Consider the following 17,004-nt stretch of genomic DNA (forward strand, 5'->3'; position numbering starts at 1 on the left):
AGCCATGTCTGAATCCACCAATACCATTGAACAAGATGTTCCCGTTGCCAACAATACTGCTGCGGATAGCAGAGCGCAAAACGCCAGGCGAAAGCGGCTATTTCTGGCCCTGCTGGCGAGCGTCGCTACGCTCGGGGGTGGCTATTACGCATATGATCTTTTCGTCGCATCCCGCCATGCTGAAACCGACAATGCCTACGTCGGGGCTAATATCGCTCAGGTGACCCCTCTGATTGGGGGGCCTGTGCGCGAAGTCCTGGTGGATGATGCGCTGCACGTGAAACAGGGGGATGTTCTCGTTCGACTGGACGATACGGATGCCAGGATAGCGCTAAAGCGCGCCGAAGCTGAGCTGGCGTTGACTGAACGCCGCGTGCGCGGTCTTATCGCCACGGATGGCGGTCTTGACGCGCAAATAGCGGCACGGGCTGCCGACGAAGTGCGCGCCCAGGCGCAGGTCTCTTCTGCACAGGCTGATCTTGCCAGAGCGAAAATCGATCTTGACCGCCGCAACGCCCTGGCTGAGTCGGGCTCCGTCTCAGGCGAAGAGTTGACCACAGCGCGCAATGCCTACAGCACTGCGCTCGCCAGTCTGAGAGTTGCTGAAGCAGCCCGTACGCAGGCCGCGGCCAATCGTGCCACTGCCATCGGGAGCCGTGACGCCAACCGGGCACTTATAGACAAGAGTACACCTGACACCAATCCCGAGGTGCTGGCAGCACGTGCTGCACGGGAGCAGGCTCAGGTCGACCTCGAACGCACCATTCTTCGTGCACCCGTTGATGGGATCATCTCCCGTCGCCAGGTGCAGGTTGGTCAGCGTGTGCAGCCTAGCGCAATGCTGATGGTCGTGGTCCCGATCCACGCCAGCTATGTGGACGCCAACTTCAAGGAGGGTCAACTCAGGAAGGTTAAGCCAGGCCAGTCGGTTAAGCTCACCTCAGACCTCTACGGTAATAGCGTTAAGTATGACGGCAAAGTCGTCGGTTTCTCCGGCGGTACCGGCTCGGCCTTTTCTGTAGTGCCGGCGCAAAACGCAACCGGCAACTGGATCAAGGTCGTCCAGCGCCTGCCAGTAAGGATTGCACTCGATCCCCAACAGCTTGCAGAGCATCCTCTTCGTGTCGGTCTGTCTATGACCGCCGATATCGACGTCTCCAACTGATTGTGAGGAACCAGACGATAATGGTTGATTCCATCTCTCAGCATGAAAATCCAGCCGCCCGGTCATTAAGGGGCGGGAAACTCATCCTCGCCGCTATCCTGATCGGGCTGGGCAATTTTTTGGTCGTGCTGGATACCACTATCGCCAACGTCTCGATCCCCCATATCGCCGGCGGGTTAGGGGTCTCGTCCAGCCAGGCAAGCTGGGTTATCACCTCCTACGCAGTGGCCGAAGCGATCACTGTGCCGCTTACCGGGTGGCTCATGCGCCGCTTCGGTGGTTATCGTGTGTTCATTACCTCTTATCTGGCCTTCGGCGTGCTCTCGCTAGTGTGTGGCCTGTCGGGCACGCTTGGCATGCTCGTCGCCGGGCGCATATTCCTGGGTTTGGCCGGTGGCACGATCATTCCCCTTTCGCAGACCCTTCTGCTGCGTATCTTCCCACCTGAGAAGGCGACAATCGCGACAATCATATGGGCGATGACAACCACAGTCGCACCGATCGCCGGTCCCATTCTTGGCGGCACGATCTCCGATAACGTCGGGTGGGAGTGGATATTCTTCATCAATGTGCCAATTGCTGCCGCCGGTGGCCTAGGACTTCTGTACCTGATGCGAGGCCAGCAGGAAACGGTCACCCGGTCTCCGATTGATGTAGTGGGTCTTGGCCTGCTTATTGTGTGGGTCGGTGCGCTCCAAATCATGCTTGATGAAGGCCGCAACCATGACTGGTTCGCTGCAACAGAAATCCGCGTGCTTGCAGTGATTGCAGTAATCGGCTTTGTCGCCTTCCTGATGTGGGAACTGACCGAAAAGAATCCCATCGTTAATCTGCACGTGTTTCGCCATCGCGGCTTCGTTGCGGCTTCCATTACCTACTCGGTTGCGTTTGGTGCGTTCTTCGCCAGTATTGTTCTGATCCCGCTCTGGCTGCAGCAGAACATGGGCTACACCGCCACGTGGGCAGGATATGCCACCGGGATCATGGGGATTCTCGCAGTAATTAGTTCCCCCATCATCGGTCAGGTAGCGGCAAGGCTCGATCCACGGCTGATTGTATCGGTCGGATTGCTGGGACTTGGTGGCATATCTGCGTGGCGGGTGGGATTCACGCCGGATATTACCTTCATTCAGATGGCCTGGCCGATGCTGCTGACGGGCCCATTCCTGATGATGTTTTTCATCCCTGTAACCGGTCTGTGTATGGCGAGCGTCACAACAGCAGAACAGGCCGACGCGGCCGGGATCTCAAATTTCATGCGAACGCTCGCCGGCGCGTTTGCGACTTCAATAGTTCAGACCGGGTGGGCCAACGCGACACGTGAGAACCAGACTGAACTGGCAAGCGCGATGACTCAGGGACAAACCACCCTCGACAGCATGATGGCCAGTGGAATGTCGAGAGAGGTTGCCACATCTACGCTGAGCAGCATCGTTGAGGGCCAGAGCGTCATGCTCGCAACACTCAACATGTTCGCTGCGATTGCTTTCTGCTTCGCCTTCGCCGCCGCATTAATCTGGTTCTCTCCAAAACCAAAGGGACCCATCGACATGAGCGGCGGTCACTAAACAACAGGGCATAAAACCATGGCAAAGAAACTGAGTCTCTCCGCTAAACTCATCGTGTTTCCAGACCTCGTTGTCTGCGAGCACTGCGACAGGGTGTACCGGCGCATCGCGCTGGCCCCGGGCGAGGTTGCACGCTGCGAGCAATGTACTGCCATCCTCTATCGCGCCAACCGTCTGGATGTCGATCGTTGGCTGGCGCTGACCGTCGCCGCAGCAATCGTGTTCGTGATCGCCAACGTCTGCCCGGTCGTTCGCATCAGTATGCAGGGGTTGCACAACGAGACCACGCTCTGGCAGTCGACGGCGGCGCTCGCCTACGGACCTGGCGCTCCCATTGCAGTACCAACTGCAATATCAATCATCGTGGCACCACTTCTACAGATCACTCTGCTGGCCTGGGTGCTGGCTTTTGCCCGCACTGGTCGGCGTGCGCCAGGCTTCGCGCAGGCGATGCGGATGCTGGTCGCGTTGCGCCCCTGGAGCATGATTGAGGTCGGTCTGCTCGGCATTCTGGTGGCGGTCATCAAACTGTCAAGTTTCCTCCAGGTAGCACCCGGACCGGGGATCTGGGCCACGGCCGTGTTAGTGCTGCTGATTACGCTGATCGCGAGCCGCGATATCCACTGGCTGTGGGAGCTGACCGAATACAACCAGCAACGGCAGGCGGGCCGCACATGAATCTGCCTCCCCGCGCGTGCCACCTGGGTGTCATCGGCTGCCATATCTGTAGACTCGTTTGCCAGGACAAGCTCGACGAAACGAAGCACGTACACTGCCCTCGCTGCGGCGCATCACTGCATCGTCGGCGCCCCGACAGCATTGTGCGGGCCTGGGCCTTGTTGATCGCTGGCTTGATTTTCTACATTCCGGCCAACGTGCTGCCGGTTATGTATACCAGCCTACTCGGCAGTGGCAGCGGTAGCACCATCATGAACGGCGCTATCGAGTTCTGGAAATCCGGGTCTTATGGCATCGCTCTGGTGATTTTCATTGCCAGCGTGGCAGTTCCCTGCACCAAGTTTCTTGTCCTCACACTGCTGCTGATAACTTCACAACGACGCAGTAACTGGGCGAGACGCGAGCGAGCCAGACTCTACCGGCTCGTTGAGGTGATCGGCTACTGGTCAATGCTCGACGTACTGGTGGTGGCTGTAGTTGCCGCGCTGGTCAAGTTCCAGGGCCTGAGTGATATCGAGCCACGAGTTGGCATCTTCTTCTTTGGCGTGGTGGTGATCCTTACCATGCTCTCAGCTATGACCTTCGACCCCCGTCTGATATGGGATGATAAACCGGAATGAATAACGAACCCGAACATATCCACCAGCCCGGCAATCCTGCAGTGGCCCGCCGTCGCTGGCGTATTTCCCTGGTATGGCTGGTACCAGCCATCGCTGCACTGGTCGGGCTGTCAATGCTGGCGCATACCTGGCTGTCAGCTGGTCCTGAAATCACTATAGCTTTCCGTACAGCGGCAGGACTGGAGGCAGGCAAAACACCGGTCAAGTACAAGGACGTGACCGTGGGCACAGTAACGGCAATCACACTCAGCGACGACGGCTCGCACGTTGCCGCCACGGTCTCGTTGGCCAGGAGCGCGGAAAGTCTGACCCGCAGCGACACGCGGTTCTGGGTCGTGCGCCCGCGTATTGGCACCGGCGGTATATCAGGCATCGACACACTTCTCTCCGGCGCCTATATTGCGGCGGATGCTGGATCGGAACATGCATCCAGCAAAGTCTTTACTGGCCTTGAAACGCCGCCAACGGTTATTGGTGGTATGCCCGGAAAGTCATTTGTCCTGCATACCGAAGATCTGGGGTCGCTGGATGTTGGCTCGCCGGTCTACTTCCGGCGTATCCAGGTGGGCCGGGTAGCCTCCTACAAGCTTGATGATGATGGTAATCACGTCAGCCTGCAGGTCTTCATCGACAAACCCTACGACAGCTTTGTCACTACCGATACCCGATTCTGGAATGCCAGTGGGATGGATGTTTCGCTGGGTGCTGACGGACTCAAGCTCAAAACGCAATCCGTGGCCACAATTGTGGCGGGAGGAATTGCTTTCGCCGCCTCTGCACGCGGCAAAGATCACACGCAAAAGGCACCTGAAAATACCCAGTTCAGTCTTGCACCGGATCAAGCCAGCGCCATGGCTGAACCCGACGGGCCGGAGCAGTTCGTCCAGCTACGCTTCGACCAGGCACTACGCGGTTTATCTGTAGGTGCTCCGGTTCAATTCTCGGGGATGGATCTGGGCAGGGTGGTATCAATAAACCTCGACTACGATCCAAGTACGCTCCGATTCCCCACAACCGTTGGCATCGTGGTGTATCCACAACGTCTTGGGCGTCTGTTGGATAAATTGCCTGGTACAAATACAGAGCAACAAGCCGCTCAATTTCTGAGAGAACTGGTCGAACATGGCCTGCGCGCGCAGGCGAGATCAGGAAATCTGCTGACCGGACAGCTCTATGTTTCGCTGGAATTTGTTCCGGATGCACCGAAAAGAACCATAGACATATCGGCACGCCCACTAAGCGTTCCCACAATCAACGGCAGTTTCGATCAGTTGCAGGGGCAGGTGGCCAGCATCGTCGGCAAGATAGAGAAGATGCCCCTCGACTCAATCGGGCGAAACCTCGACAGCACATTAGCAGAACTTGACAAGACCCTTAAGCAAGTCAACAGCCAGACGTTACCGCAAACCACGCAGACCCTGCTGCAGGCCCGGCAGGCCTTTGGTGCGGCACAAGGTGTGCTGGCCGAAGATGCGCCATTACAGCAAAACCTGGGCCAGACGCTACAGGAAGTTCAGCGGGTATCTCGCTCACTACGGGTGCTGACAGACATGCTTGGCCGGCATCCTGAATCACTGTTGCGCGGACGCCCGGAATCTCCCTCGCCTCCTGCCACAGGAAAAGACAACACAGTAAGTCAACAGGAATCGCATCAATGAAAAGTTACCGTTTTTCTGGGCTTCTCGTGCCGGTCTTCTTTCTGAATGCCTGCGCGTCTCCGCCAGTACATTACTACTCACTTCTCGCACCGTCCGGGGAAACAATAACGACGAAGCCACCGGCCCCCTTCATGGTTGATGTATTGCCGGTCGGTATCCCGTCACAGAACGATCAGTCACAACTGGTCGTACGACAGGGCGCCGCTGGTGCCGTTGTCCTTGATAACGAGCGCTGGACTGGCCCGCTGGATGACGAAATTCGTAGTGCCTTATCGTCAGTACTGACGCATGAGTTGGCCACCCAGGATGTGGCCGGGCTGCCACAGACCTCTGCCAGGCCTGTACTCAGAATCAAACTCCAGTTGCGTCGGTTTGATGCCTGGCCCGGACAACGGGTTCAGCTTGATGCCGACTGGAGTTTGGGATTCGCGAATGAGGCGGGAAAGCCACGGCTGGTCTGCCGGGGCTATCTGGATGAGCCCGCGCCAGGAGGCTATCCGGAAATGGTTCAGGCCCAACAACGACTGGTCGCTGCGTTAGCCAGGAGGATAGCGACAGATGCACGAGCCTGGGCACATTCTCGTCAGGCAGCTTGCGTGGACCCACAGGAGTAACCCCGGGAGTATTGCGCGTCCTGCCCGTGATCGACGGAGGATGTGATCGGGAGTCCGACGATAGTAGATTGATAGACAGCATCCGCAATCGCGAGAGGGTGGACCTCGCCTTCTTGAACCACCTCCCCATAAACATTGAGGGTTGAATGACAATGGATACACCCAAGAACCTGACAAACGGTGCAACGCAGGTAGCGCCGGTGGGATCAATCGAAGCCTCTGAAGACCTGACTGGAATTCCAGGCACGCATTGGCTGATCGTGAGCGTGAGAGCGTTGGCACCCGATGGCGAAGGGCGACTGGATTTGGTGAACACATCCACGCATGCAATCCGTGCCCTTTATCCCTCTCCGGAGGCGCAGGTACGCTTCGACGCGCACACCTTTCACGGCCAGCCCGACCGGCCGCCAGAGCGCTTCAATCCACACGGACTCACCATTCGTCGTGGCGCGAACGGTGTCCACCAGCTCCTCGTCGTGCATCACGGCGTCCGCGAATCCGTGGAGATTTTCACTGTCGATACCCGTGACGTTCTGCCCCGCATCCACTGGCGGGGTTGCGTGCTTACACCGGGTTCTGTGACCGGCAACGGGGTCGCACCAATGCCCGACGGATTCGTGATGACGCAGACCACGCTGCCCATCCCCAAGAAGGGAGGTCGTGCGCTGAATTTCGAGGAAATCGAGGGTGGGCGCAGCATCGGTGAGGTGCTGGCCTGGAGTTCCCGTTCCGGATGGAGCAAGGTCGATACCGGAGGCGACCTGATGCCGAACGGAATCGAAACGTCGGCTGACGGAGAATGGCTCTACTACGCAGATTCTGTCCGCCAGACCTTTAACCGCTTTTCGTTCAGAGCCGGTGCCGCGAAGAAACATGTAATTCAAACCGGTTTCCACAGCGACAATGTACACTGGGCGCCGGACGGTAGTCTTTTGCTCGCGGGCCAGCAAGGCACCCTACGGGAAATCGTTGAGTATTTCTCCGGGAAGGAAGGTGCTGCGTGCGGGAATGCGCGCGTGCTACGCATTGACCCACAAACAATGAGCGTGCAGCCGCTGGTTGACTGCGCGGATTTTCCTCTGGCGAGCGGCGCAGTCGAAATTCAGGGCACCCTGTGGCTGGGACGCATCAGGGGGACAATCGGCCGGGTGGATTTACGTCAGGTGCATACCGCATTGCCAGACTAGCGTGGGACGCCAGGGCTTGCAGGATCCACCCAGGCTTCCGCCAAGAAAGCGTGGGGACCGGGCTGCCAGCGGAAATCGTCAAGGCCTTACTCATTTTCTGTCTGTACGACAATGCGCTGACTGCCCGGCGGGTATGAGATTAGTCATTCGGATAACGCCACACGTCCGCGGTTTCGCCAACGGCAAGAACCCGCTTTTCCGATGCGGGAAGTCCAAGGCGCTCCCACTCTGCTGCCAGGCGAACCGGCGGTTCGTCTAGCGGCTCGTAGGTCAGCTTGAAAGTCCCCCAGTGCATGGCGAAGAAGCACCCGGCACCAAGATCCCTGTAGGCCCGGGCAGCCTCCTCGGGGTTCATGTGCTGGCGGCGCATGAACCAGGACGGCTCATAGGCGCCGATGGGCAAAAGTGCAGCATCGATCACCGGGAAACGGCGGCCGATTTCCCGGAACCCGTCAAAGTAGCCCGTATCGCCCGAATGGTAGATGCAGGCGGAAGCTCCCTCGAGAATGAATCCGCCCCACAGCGTTTCGTTTACGTCGGTCAAGCCGCGACGGCTGTAGTGCTGGGCGGGCACGAAAGTCACCCTCACGGGGCCGATGTCGATGGACTGCCACCAGTCCAACTCGCTTGCGGAAATCCCTTTTTTTGCGAGGAACGACGCCATGCCCAGGCCGGCGATCACCGGGGCATCGACGCTCTTCACGGATGGAAGGTCGAGATGGTCGTAGTGGTTGTGACTGATCAGCACCGCGTCGATGGATGGCAGATCCTCGGGGCGCAGGCCAGCCGGAACATTCCGCCCCCCTGGCCCCAGGGCAAGCTCACCGAAGACCGGATCGACGAGGAACGACTTCCCTTCGATCTGCACCAGCCAGCTCGCATGCCCGATCCAGGTCAGGCGCGCGCCTTCACCCGTGCCCGGTGGAGTGGCGATCGCGACGAGATCGGGCACCACACACGGCACCGAAGCCTTTCTCGGTACACCACGGCCCCGGCCTGCAAGACTATCGACGACCAGCATCCGAAATGCCGGCACCACGGTGCCGGGAGCTTCGCTCCCGTCAAGATTCCTGAAACGTCTGGATTTGCCGAAAATTGCCATAGCCACCCCTTCCACATTGACGATGAGGATGAACGCCTATGGCATGAGTCGCTCGATGAACACACCAATCGGTGTTCCAGAAGACCTTCCCAATACGTTGCATCCCCCTCATTTCGAGTCGAATGCGATACCCGGCAAACGCCAACAACGGGCGATGCCATCAATCGCTTCTCAGAACCGATAGAGGTAGCCGAGACCAAGGCCATACTGCGTGCTCTTTTCCACCAGCGGGCTGTTGCGGATCGAGCTGCCCATGTGCTTGGCGCCCATGTCGAGGAACATGGTGTGACTGGACACGGGCTGCCAGTCCACGCGAAGCCCGATTTCGGTATTGAGCGCGGAACTACCGCCGTAGGCCGGGCGCCAGCTCCGTGCCTCGTCTGACCTTACGCCGTATTAATAGTCCACGTACTCGCCATCCACCCACTCGGCCGCCAGCCGCGGGGCCAGCCCGATTGTGCCTGCGGTAAATCGCCTGTCGATCTGCAGCGTCGTCCGCATCCCCCCGCTGTTGCTCATGGCATCCGTGAGCACTTCAGCAGAGAAATTGGCAATGCCGGTACGCCAGATGGCGGCGGCGCCGAGCCAGAAACTGGAGTCTCGATCGCGCATGCCCGCGAAATATGGGGAATCGCCCGAATCGAAGCCTTCCCCGATGTACCGACCACGCAGCCTGAATGACACCGGCCCGACCGACGGAAGCTTGACGTCCAGGACAGGCCCGGCCACCTGAATCCATTTGTTCTCATAGGTAATCATTGGCAAGCCTCGAACGCGGTCGTCGAAGTCGCGGTAGACGCGGTACTGTATGCCACCGGCAACGCCAATCCCCCACGTCGGTTCACTGCGTCCGGCTTCGGGCATCGCCTGACCTCTCGCCGACTTATTCGTATCGTCGGTCTGAGCCCATGCAACGGGTGTTGAAAAAATGCCAGCGACCAGGATCGGTAGCGCAGCGTAAGACGGCTGCCGGCGCAGGCGGACTGCGCATTGAGGACGAGATGACATGATTGATCCCTTTTAAGGAAAACGTGAAAATGCCTCCCCTGTACTGGGGAATGGCAGCTCGCGGACCACGCCATCGGGCCATCTCGATGAGTTCGCGGACCATCACCAGCAGACGGCCGCACTGCACCGTCTGCCTGATTTCCATACCGTCCGGACGACACTGGGTCGTCCCGCACGGGTCAGTGCAGGCGCTGCGCATCAAGTTTCGATGTGACGAGTGAATTGCAGGACTGTTGAGTCGTGACGAGGTTAGTTGCGTCATCGCTCAACCTCGTCAGCGGTAGCGCGTACGGTGTGTCGAAAAAAACCAAGCGATGCCAGCCATTTCTCGATCCTGTCCACATACAGGAACACGGCTGGCACGACCAGCAGGCTCAAGGCAGTCGATGTGATAAGGCCGCCGATAACCGCCATGGCCATCGGCCGGCGGAAGCTAGAATCCGCACCTAACCCCAGCGCGATAGGCAACATGCCGGCGATCATCGCGATGGTGGTCATCACGATGGGACGGGCACGCTTGTGGCACGCATCCAGCAGCGCCTCGTGAACAGGCAATCCGCGCTCGCGTATACCGATAACCGCGTACTCGACGAGCAGGATGGAGTTCTTGGTGACGATACCCATAAGCATCACCAGACCGATCATCGAAGGCACACTCAACTAGCTGCGCGTGACCAGAAGCGCGAGGAACGCGCCACCTATGGACAGAGGAATGGCAGAGAGGATGGTGATGGGCTGAAGGAAATCCCTGAACAGCAGCACCAGAACGCAGTAGATGCACAAAACACCGACCACGAGCGCCATGGCAAAGCCCCCGCCGAGTTCGGCAACGATCTCCGCGTCGCCGGCCTCAATCACCTTCACACTGGACGGAAGGGACTTGATCGAAGTCAGGTTGGCCACAGCCGCCTGCGCCGTCCCGAGCGCGGTACCTCCCAAATCGGCCGAAATGGTGACGTTGCGAAGACGGTCATGGCGGTCGATCTGCGCGGGGCCACTTTGCACAGTCAGGCTGGCGACACTTGCCAGCGGCACCGACCCGTCGCGCCCCGGCACGCGCATGTTGCCGAGCGTGTCGATGTCCTGCCGCGCGGCATCGGGAATGCGCGCGCGGATATAGACCTGGCGGTTGTCGAGGTTCAGGCGCGCCACCTGAGCGTCGAAATCGCCTCTGGTTGCCACCCGCACTACGTCCCCGATCGCCTCGGTCGTCACGCCGCGCTCGGCGGCGCGCTCCGGGTCGGGACGGATGATGATCTCCGGGCGCTCCAGGCTGGCCGTCGAGGCAATGCCAGTAAGGCCCTTGACGTCGCGCAGTTCGGCTTCCACCGCATCCGCGCTCGCCTTAAGTGCCTCGGCATTGTCGCTGGCGAGGATGATCGTAAGCTTTTCGCCCGGCCCGCCGCCGCCGATGGCAAAGCGCGCCCCGGGAACATCGAGCAAGCGTTCCCGCACGGCTTTCTCGATGACCTGCTGCGAAGGGCGATCATTACGCGGCCCCAGCGTGAGCGTGAGCGACGCGCGCCGAACTTCGCCCGCCTGCGCCCCACCGGGGCCGGCACTTTGCGCCTTGCCCACCGTGGCGAAAACATGGGCGATGCCGTCAACATCGCCGATGGCTTTGCGGGCCGACCCGGCGACCGCCAACGTGTCCTCCAGCGAGCTGGCTGGCGGCAATTCGATGCTCAGGGTCGTGCTGCCGCTATCAGAGGCGGGGATAAAGCCCGTCTCGATGAAAGGCACCAGGGCGAGCGAAGCCGCGAGAAAGATGACCGCTCCGCTCAGGGTCGTCTTGCGATGCTTCAGGCACCAGCGCGCCGTTGCCATGTACCAGCGCATGACCCGGCCATCTTCCTTCTCGGGGATCGGCTCGGGCTTGAGCAGGTAGGCCGCCATCATGGGTGTGAGCAGGCGCGCCACCAGCAGCGAAGCGAGCACGGCGATCACGGCGGTCCAGCCAAACTGTTTGAACACCAGGCCGCCGATACCACTCATCATGGCCGTCGGTAGGAAGACGACCACCAGGCTCATTGTGGTCGCCATCACCGCCAGGGCAATTTCGGTCACGGCGTCCTCTGCGGCTTCCCGGACCGACTTGCCCCTGTGCCGGTGGCGCTCGATGTTCTCGATCTCCACGATGGCGTCATCGACCAGGATGCCGACGATCACCGCCAGCGCCAGCAGCGTCACGGTGTTGAGCGTGAAGCCCAGCCAGGCCATGGCCGCGAATGCCGGAAGGATGGACAGCGGCAGAGCGGTCGAGGCTATCAGCGTCGCCCGCCAGTCGCGCAGGAACAGCCAGACGACGATCATCGCGAGGATGGCCCCCTCGTACAGCATCGCCATGGAGCCCTCATACTGCTCAAGCGTCTGGCCGACCGACCCCGAAATCTCAGTCAGGCTGAGCGCCGGGTCGGCCTGTTGAAGGCCGGCCAGGGCCTCGCGAACGCCCTCGGCCAGCCGTACCTCGTCAAAGCCCCTGGCGCGGTACACGCTGAAGCCGACCACATGCTCGCCATCGAGCAGGGCCGCCTGCGTGGGGTCGGCCTGACCATCGACGATGGTCGCGATTTGGTCCAACCTGAAGCTCTTGCCGTTGGACAACGCGATTCGCAGGTCCGCAAGCTCCGATGCCTGGCGAACCGTGGCAATCGTGCGAACCGACTGCTCCTGGCCGCCAAGCTGACCACGGCCGCCGGAAGATTCCTGCTGAACCTGGCGCAGTGCACGGGAGACATCCGCCGCCGTGATGCCGAGGGCAGACATGCGCGACGGATCGAGCTCAATCCGAACCTCACGTTCGATTCCGCCAAGCCGCTCGAACCGACCGACTCCGGGAAGCGAGAAAATAGTCTTGGCAATGGTGTCATCCACAAACCACGAAAGCTGCTCCTCATTAAGCCGGGACGACGATATGGCGTAGGTCAGAACGGGCGAACCTACGCTCGTGGAAGCACTGACGGTCGGTTGCAGAAGATCATCCGGCAGATCAGACCGGATGCTGTCAACCGCGTTCTTGGTTTCGATCAGCGCGTCCGACAGGTTCTTCTCCAGCACGAATTCGACCTGGATTGAAACCAAACCATCCGTGATCGATGTGCGCAGATGGTTCAAACCACTCAAGGTCGCAAGTGAATCCTCGACCTTGCGCGCGACCTCCGTCTCCAGCTGCGCAGGAGCCGCCCCCGGCTGCGTCAGCATGACCGTGACCATTGGTAGATCAAGGTCTGGAAGATCCTGCGTAGGCAGCTTCTGGAACCCCCATAGCCCTGCGAGTGCCAGCAGTGCGAACAGCAGGATCGAGGGGATCGGATTGCGAATGGACCAGGTAGCGAAATTCATGGTCTGCCCGCCCCAGCAGGCTGCCCCTGCGAAACCCGGACCAGATCGCGATCCTTGAGGAAGCCGGCTCCCCGGACAACAACACGCTCGTCCTTGCCAAGCCCCTCGGTGACCTCGACCTCACGGCCATTACGCCGGCCGACGCTGACGCTTCGCAGCGACACGCGGGACGTGGCACTGGTGTCGGCCAGCACCAGGACGTGGCTGCGCCCATCGCGGATGACAACGCTCTCGGCGGGCACGACCAGCGCCGGCTCTGTCCCGAGTCCGAGCCTGCCGTTGGCGTACATACCAGCCCGTGCCGTGCTTCCAGGGTGGATGTCGGCGTAAACAGTGGCCAGGCGAGAGGTGCTATCCAGAATCGGCGAGGTCTGGCGAACCGTCGCCTTCGCTGTCTTGCCGTCGGGAAGGTCTAATGTTACCTGCTGCCCGATCTCGACCTGAGCGAGTTGCTCGGCGGTCAGTTCGCCACGCCACTCCAGGCGCCCCCGGCGAATCATGCGAAACAGTTCCTGGCCCACCGTAACGACGCTGCCGAGCGTTGCAGTCCTGTGGCTGATGACACCATCGTCCGGCGCAGTGACGTCGGTGTAACGCAGCCGCAACTGATTGGCAGCGAGCAGCGCATCCGCGGTCCTGGATTGAGTCACCAGCTGGAGCACGTCCTGTTCACTCATCGCGCGGCTGCTTTGCAACGCGAGCGCGCGCTGCCGGTTGGCGGCAGCCTGATCGGCATTCGCTTTCAGTTCCGCGCGTTCCGCCAGCAACAGATCCGGGTCAAAACGAGCGATAATCTGTCCCTTCCTGACGATATCGCCGACATTGACGCGAACATCGATGAGCTGATAACCACCAATCTGAGCACCGATGCTGGCTTCTTCCCATGCGGCAATCGCACCCGAAGCCCTGATCTCTATGGGCCACGAGACTTCCCGGGGGATGGTGCATGTGACGGTCAGCGCCGGCGTCGCCGCGGCAGTCGCTTCCTCCAGCGTCGTATCGCCCCTGCCGACGACTATCGCCAGCGCCGTCACAACGAGGGCCACTCCCCCCACGAAATACGCGATCCGGTGCCGCCGGAGGTGTCCCCGGGTGGGCTGGTTACGGTGTTCTTGTTCCTGACTCATGGCGATAATTTTCCTTACGGGCGATACAGGGGTGGCAGACGGAGCGTCGTCCATTTGCTCAGTCGTTGTGGGCTGCGGTACTGCGGCCCATAACGGCGGGTTCCCTGCGGCGCGCACAAGGAGACCCGGGATGGGTGCGATCGTAAGCAGCGGCGATGGCGCTTTCCTGCGCGCCCCTGAGCTGTCAACCCGGGCCTTCCTGCCCGAATAAGGTGATTACATCCGCCTTATACCGGACTTCGTTCGCGTGCGCGCAACTGCAGACGCATCGGCGGTCTGGAGAGAGGTATCCGCATCCAGCCACGCGGGGAACATAGCCGTCAGGGAACTCACGTCATTGGCGTTGCGCGCATCAGGCTCACTGCGGGCCACTTCTTCTGTCGCAGGGGCATCTCCCCACAGGTCTGGCTCTCACAAGAACCTGGCGCCAGAGAACCCCGAAGTGGTGCTGATCGTGTCTGTGCCACCTGTCTGGGTTTGCGATTTGTCTCGCGACACCGCGCCGTTGACCCCGGGCCATTGAGCGCATCTGGTCTGGCTGGGACCAGGGCCAGGCGCAGCGACCAGCACGCTCGTCATGAGCCGGGGACGATAGCGTTGCTGATGGCCCGACAAGACGTGCATAGCTGCCATCACAGTTCGCCCACCAATGAAAACGCCCTGGCCACGATGGAGCGCAGGTTCTGCCTGCCGCCATCCGCATACCACTCGTCAAGGGCAGCCGTCCATGCGGACGTCACCGCGCCCACGATGATGCGCGCTTTGAGCATGCTCAGCCCGGTCTCGCTTTCTCGTTCCACGAGTGCGGCAGCGAGCGACACCTCCCGATCCATCCGCTTTTCGCATCCCTTGGCGAGCAGAGCCGGCGTTTCCTTCAGCAGGCGCACCAGTGCAAAAGCCATGTCAGGATTGGCGTCATACCGCAGGAGCGTCGTGGCCAGCGTCTCTCTGACCGCATCCAGTGGCCCCTCGTGGTCGGGACGCCCCCGCAATTCATCGACCAGCTCATGCGTCTTCTCGTCGTGCCACAGGAAGATCAGATCTTCTTTAGTCTTGAAGTAGCGAAAGAACGTACGCCTAGCCACACCAAGCGGCTCGACGATGTGTTCGATGGTCGTGTGGGTAAAGCCCTGTTTCAGAAACAACTCAAGCCCGAGGTTGGATAGCTCCCTCCGGGTGCTCTCTTTGTGCCTTTCGCGAAGGCCGGGATTTTTATTTGCCATGAGAGTATTCTGTCATATCTGGCACCAAGTGACAATAAGGCACTTAGTGCCATAAGGCATCTGGTTTGCTCTAAACCGACGCTTCGAAGCGCTTCATTGCTGCCATATAATGAAGGTTTATAAAGACCGACCGGGAGACGCGGCTAGCACCAGAGATCAATGTGCCGGGAGGCTTCTTTCACAAGATCTTGGCCGCAGGTATAATCGAATGCTAAATCGCCTACATCAACTCAAGCGCTGCTTCGAGTCTTCCGTCGAAGTTCTGCACGATATCTGCGACACCATTGTTACGTGAGCTAGTGATCCGCTCCGCAAGTTTCTCTATGTTCTATCCAGAGGGCAGAAACACATCTGATTAGTTTACTTTTAGGTGAAATTTAGGTGGTACCAAGGGGGAATCTTCGCCTGCCAATGCCGCCCGATGTGCGACTGCAGAAGATCTCATGGAAGCCCCAATACACCGCGGGACCGTCCGCACTTGGGCTATTCGTGTCGGCCTGAGTGAACGCACTCTCGCACGGTTGCTTATTCAGGAAACCGGTATGAGCTTCGAACGCTGGCGCCAGCAGATCCAAGTCATTCTTGCGGTGAAATGGTTGAGTACTGGAATGTCGGTTCGACAGGTCGCCGATAGTCTGGGTTAAGAAAGTGCCGGTAACTTTGTGACTATGTTCCGCAAATCACTCGGCACTTCACCGAGGCGCTACATAGCTGAACGCAACCTCCGGCTCAGTTGATCGAGAGCAACGGCATCTTCGAGTGCCGTGGATGGATAGAATGATCTGTTTTATCGGGGTACCGCACGTTACTCCGACCGCGCATGACACTTCATGGCTGTGGAATGTGGCAGTGGTTTCCCGCCCCAGCCGTGGCTCGTTCACCGGCCTCCGTGGCAACAGCGAGAAGCTCGAAAAGGAATACACAGTCTGCTGCGGATTCTTGAGACCGGTTTGCAGGAAATTTATTCGCCCAAGCCATCGCGCAGACGATCGATAAGCCACTCTAGTGAAACAGACAAGCGGTTGTTCTCGGAGCGAAGCAAGTAAATAGTCAAAGCCGATTCGACTGCCAGGTGACGGATAACGACATCCGATCGTTGGCTTACCGGGATCTTGGTCGCAGTCATCAAGCCGATGCCATAGCCTGCGCCGTCCAATGTAAGCATCAGATCCAGCGAGGGACACTTCCCTCGATTAATCCTACCCTGCAATAGTGGACACGGGACTAAGTGAGAAAACTCTCAACCAGAGGGACTCATGACAAGATCATTATCAATAAGCAAAAAGCCCCGTAAATTACACACACCTGAATTCCTCAATGAAGCTCTGATTGTAGTGGCATAGAAAATTTGGCCACCTGATTAAAGGTTATATTCTCATTCAACACAAAACAAATGACTTAATGAGCAAGAAAACTAAGCGTACTTTCACCCCCTGAGTTCGTGGCATAATGTACTGACTTTCGTTTCTGGCCGTCCTATTAATGCCATTGCCGGTAGCGATTTTATTGGCGTCATTTTTTAGGCCGCCCCTTCTTCCCTCGGGTCCCTTCTGAGGCCTGACCTGCTGTTGTTCGCTCGGCAATCAATTCTCGCTCAAACTCCGCCTGTGCGGCAAAGATTCCAAAAACAAGCTTGTCACTGGCTTCCCTGAGGAATACACGAACCCCCTTCTGACGCTGCTGGGCTATGAAACACTCCGTTGTCGGGAATT

General features: G+C 59.3%; 11 protein-coding genes and 4 pseudogenes. 8 read left to right on the forward strand and 7 right to left on the reverse strand.

The genetic code is table 11. From position 1 onward, the window contains the following. Window positions 1-4: 4 nt before the first annotated feature. The 7 genes from F3I21_RS07500 (at window position 5) to F3I21_RS07530 (ending at window position 7,490) form a co-directional block, all read left to right on the forward strand. The gene (locus F3I21_RS07500) at window positions 5-1,165 is read left to right on the forward strand and encodes an HlyD family efflux transporter periplasmic adaptor subunit (RefSeq protein WP_150058630.1); all 1,161 of its coding nucleotides are present in this window, start codon (window positions 5-7) and stop codon (window positions 1,163-1,165) included. Between the two features lie 20 nt (window positions 1,166-1,185). Then, window positions 1,186-2,733: a DHA2 family efflux MFS transporter permease subunit gene (locus F3I21_RS07505; protein ID WP_072208238.1), complete on the forward strand. Its 1,548-nt coding sequence runs from the start codon at window positions 1,186-1,188 to the stop codon at window positions 2,731-2,733. Between the two features lie 18 nt (window positions 2,734-2,751). Then, window positions 2,752-3,411, forward strand: a complete 660-nt coding sequence (locus F3I21_RS07510; RefSeq protein ID WP_047955835.1) for a paraquat-inducible protein A — start codon at window positions 2,752-2,754, stop codon at window positions 3,409-3,411. After that, entirely contained in the window at window positions 3,408-4,031 is a 624-nt protein-coding gene (locus F3I21_RS07515; protein WP_047063016.1) for a paraquat-inducible protein A, read from the forward strand. Before F3I21_RS07510 ends, F3I21_RS07515 begins: the two co-directional genes overlap by 4 nt. After that, complete coding sequence (locus tag F3I21_RS07520) at window positions 4,028-5,689, forward strand: intermembrane transport protein PqiB (protein WP_047955836.1); 1,662 nt, start codon at window positions 4,028-4,030, stop codon at window positions 5,687-5,689. Before F3I21_RS07515 ends, F3I21_RS07520 begins: the two co-directional genes overlap by 4 nt. Then, window positions 5,686-6,303, forward strand: a complete 618-nt coding sequence (locus F3I21_RS07525; RefSeq protein WP_047063014.1) for a membrane integrity-associated transporter subunit PqiC — start codon at window positions 5,686-5,688, stop codon at window positions 6,301-6,303. Before F3I21_RS07520 ends, F3I21_RS07525 begins: the two co-directional genes overlap by 4 nt. 146 nt (window positions 6,304-6,449) lie before the next feature. Continuing rightward, complete coding sequence (locus F3I21_RS07530) at window positions 6,450-7,490, forward strand: hypothetical protein (protein ID WP_047063013.1); 1,041 nt, start codon at window positions 6,450-6,452, stop codon at window positions 7,488-7,490. A gap of 139 nt (window positions 7,491-7,629) precedes the next feature. Here the strand turns inward: F3I21_RS07530 and F3I21_RS07535 are convergent, their stop codons facing one another. From F3I21_RS07535 to F3I21_RS07555, 5 genes and pseudogenes are all read right to left on the reverse strand, one after another. Further along, window positions 7,630-8,592 (reverse strand): MBL fold metallo-hydrolase, encoded by a 963-nt coding sequence (locus tag F3I21_RS07535; RefSeq protein WP_047955838.1) that lies wholly within the window; start codon window positions 8,590-8,592, stop codon window positions 7,630-7,632. 171 nt (window positions 8,593-8,763) lie between these two features. Further along, window positions 8,764-9,600: pseudogene (locus F3I21_RS07540) on the reverse strand (MipA/OmpV family protein). Window positions 9,601-9,858: 258 nt separating this feature from the next. Beyond that, a pseudogene (locus tag F3I21_RS07545) lies at window positions 9,859-12,942 on the reverse strand (efflux RND transporter permease subunit). Continuing rightward, the gene (locus F3I21_RS07550) at window positions 12,939-14,069 is read right to left on the reverse strand and encodes an efflux RND transporter periplasmic adaptor subunit (protein ID WP_047063006.1); all 1,131 of its coding nucleotides are present in this window, start codon (window positions 14,067-14,069) and stop codon (window positions 12,939-12,941) included. The pseudogene F3I21_RS07545 and the gene F3I21_RS07550 overlap by 4 nt, the downstream one beginning before the upstream one ends. Window positions 14,070-14,701: 632 nt before the next feature. Then, window positions 14,702-15,292 (reverse strand): TetR family transcriptional regulator, encoded by a 591-nt coding sequence (locus F3I21_RS07555; RefSeq protein ID WP_047063004.1) that lies wholly within the window; start codon window positions 15,290-15,292, stop codon window positions 14,702-14,704. 443 nt (window positions 15,293-15,735) lie between these two features. Between F3I21_RS07555 and F3I21_RS23330 the strand changes: the two genes are divergently transcribed. Then, window positions 15,736-15,936, forward strand: coding sequence for a helix-turn-helix domain-containing protein (locus F3I21_RS23330; protein ID WP_052768067.1), 201 nt, complete (start codon window positions 15,736-15,738; stop codon window positions 15,934-15,936). Window positions 15,937-16,253: 317 nt separating this feature from the next. On the opposite strand, the pseudogene F3I21_RS07565 reads toward F3I21_RS23330, so the two are convergent. Together F3I21_RS07565 and F3I21_RS07570 are read right to left on the reverse strand one after the other, a co-directional pair. Continuing rightward, window positions 16,254-16,469, reverse strand: a pseudogene (locus F3I21_RS07565) (LysR family transcriptional regulator); the annotation flags it as partial. Between the two features lie 258 nt (window positions 16,470-16,727). Beyond that, a pseudogene (locus F3I21_RS07570) lies at window positions 16,728-16,936 on the reverse strand (recombinase family protein); the annotation flags it as partial. Window positions 16,937-17,004 lie beyond the last annotated feature (68 nt).

This window comes from Pantoea sp. B_9, from assembly GCF_008632015.1.
Lineage (GTDB): Bacteria > Pseudomonadota > Gammaproteobacteria > Enterobacterales > Enterobacteriaceae > Pantoea > Pantoea dispersa.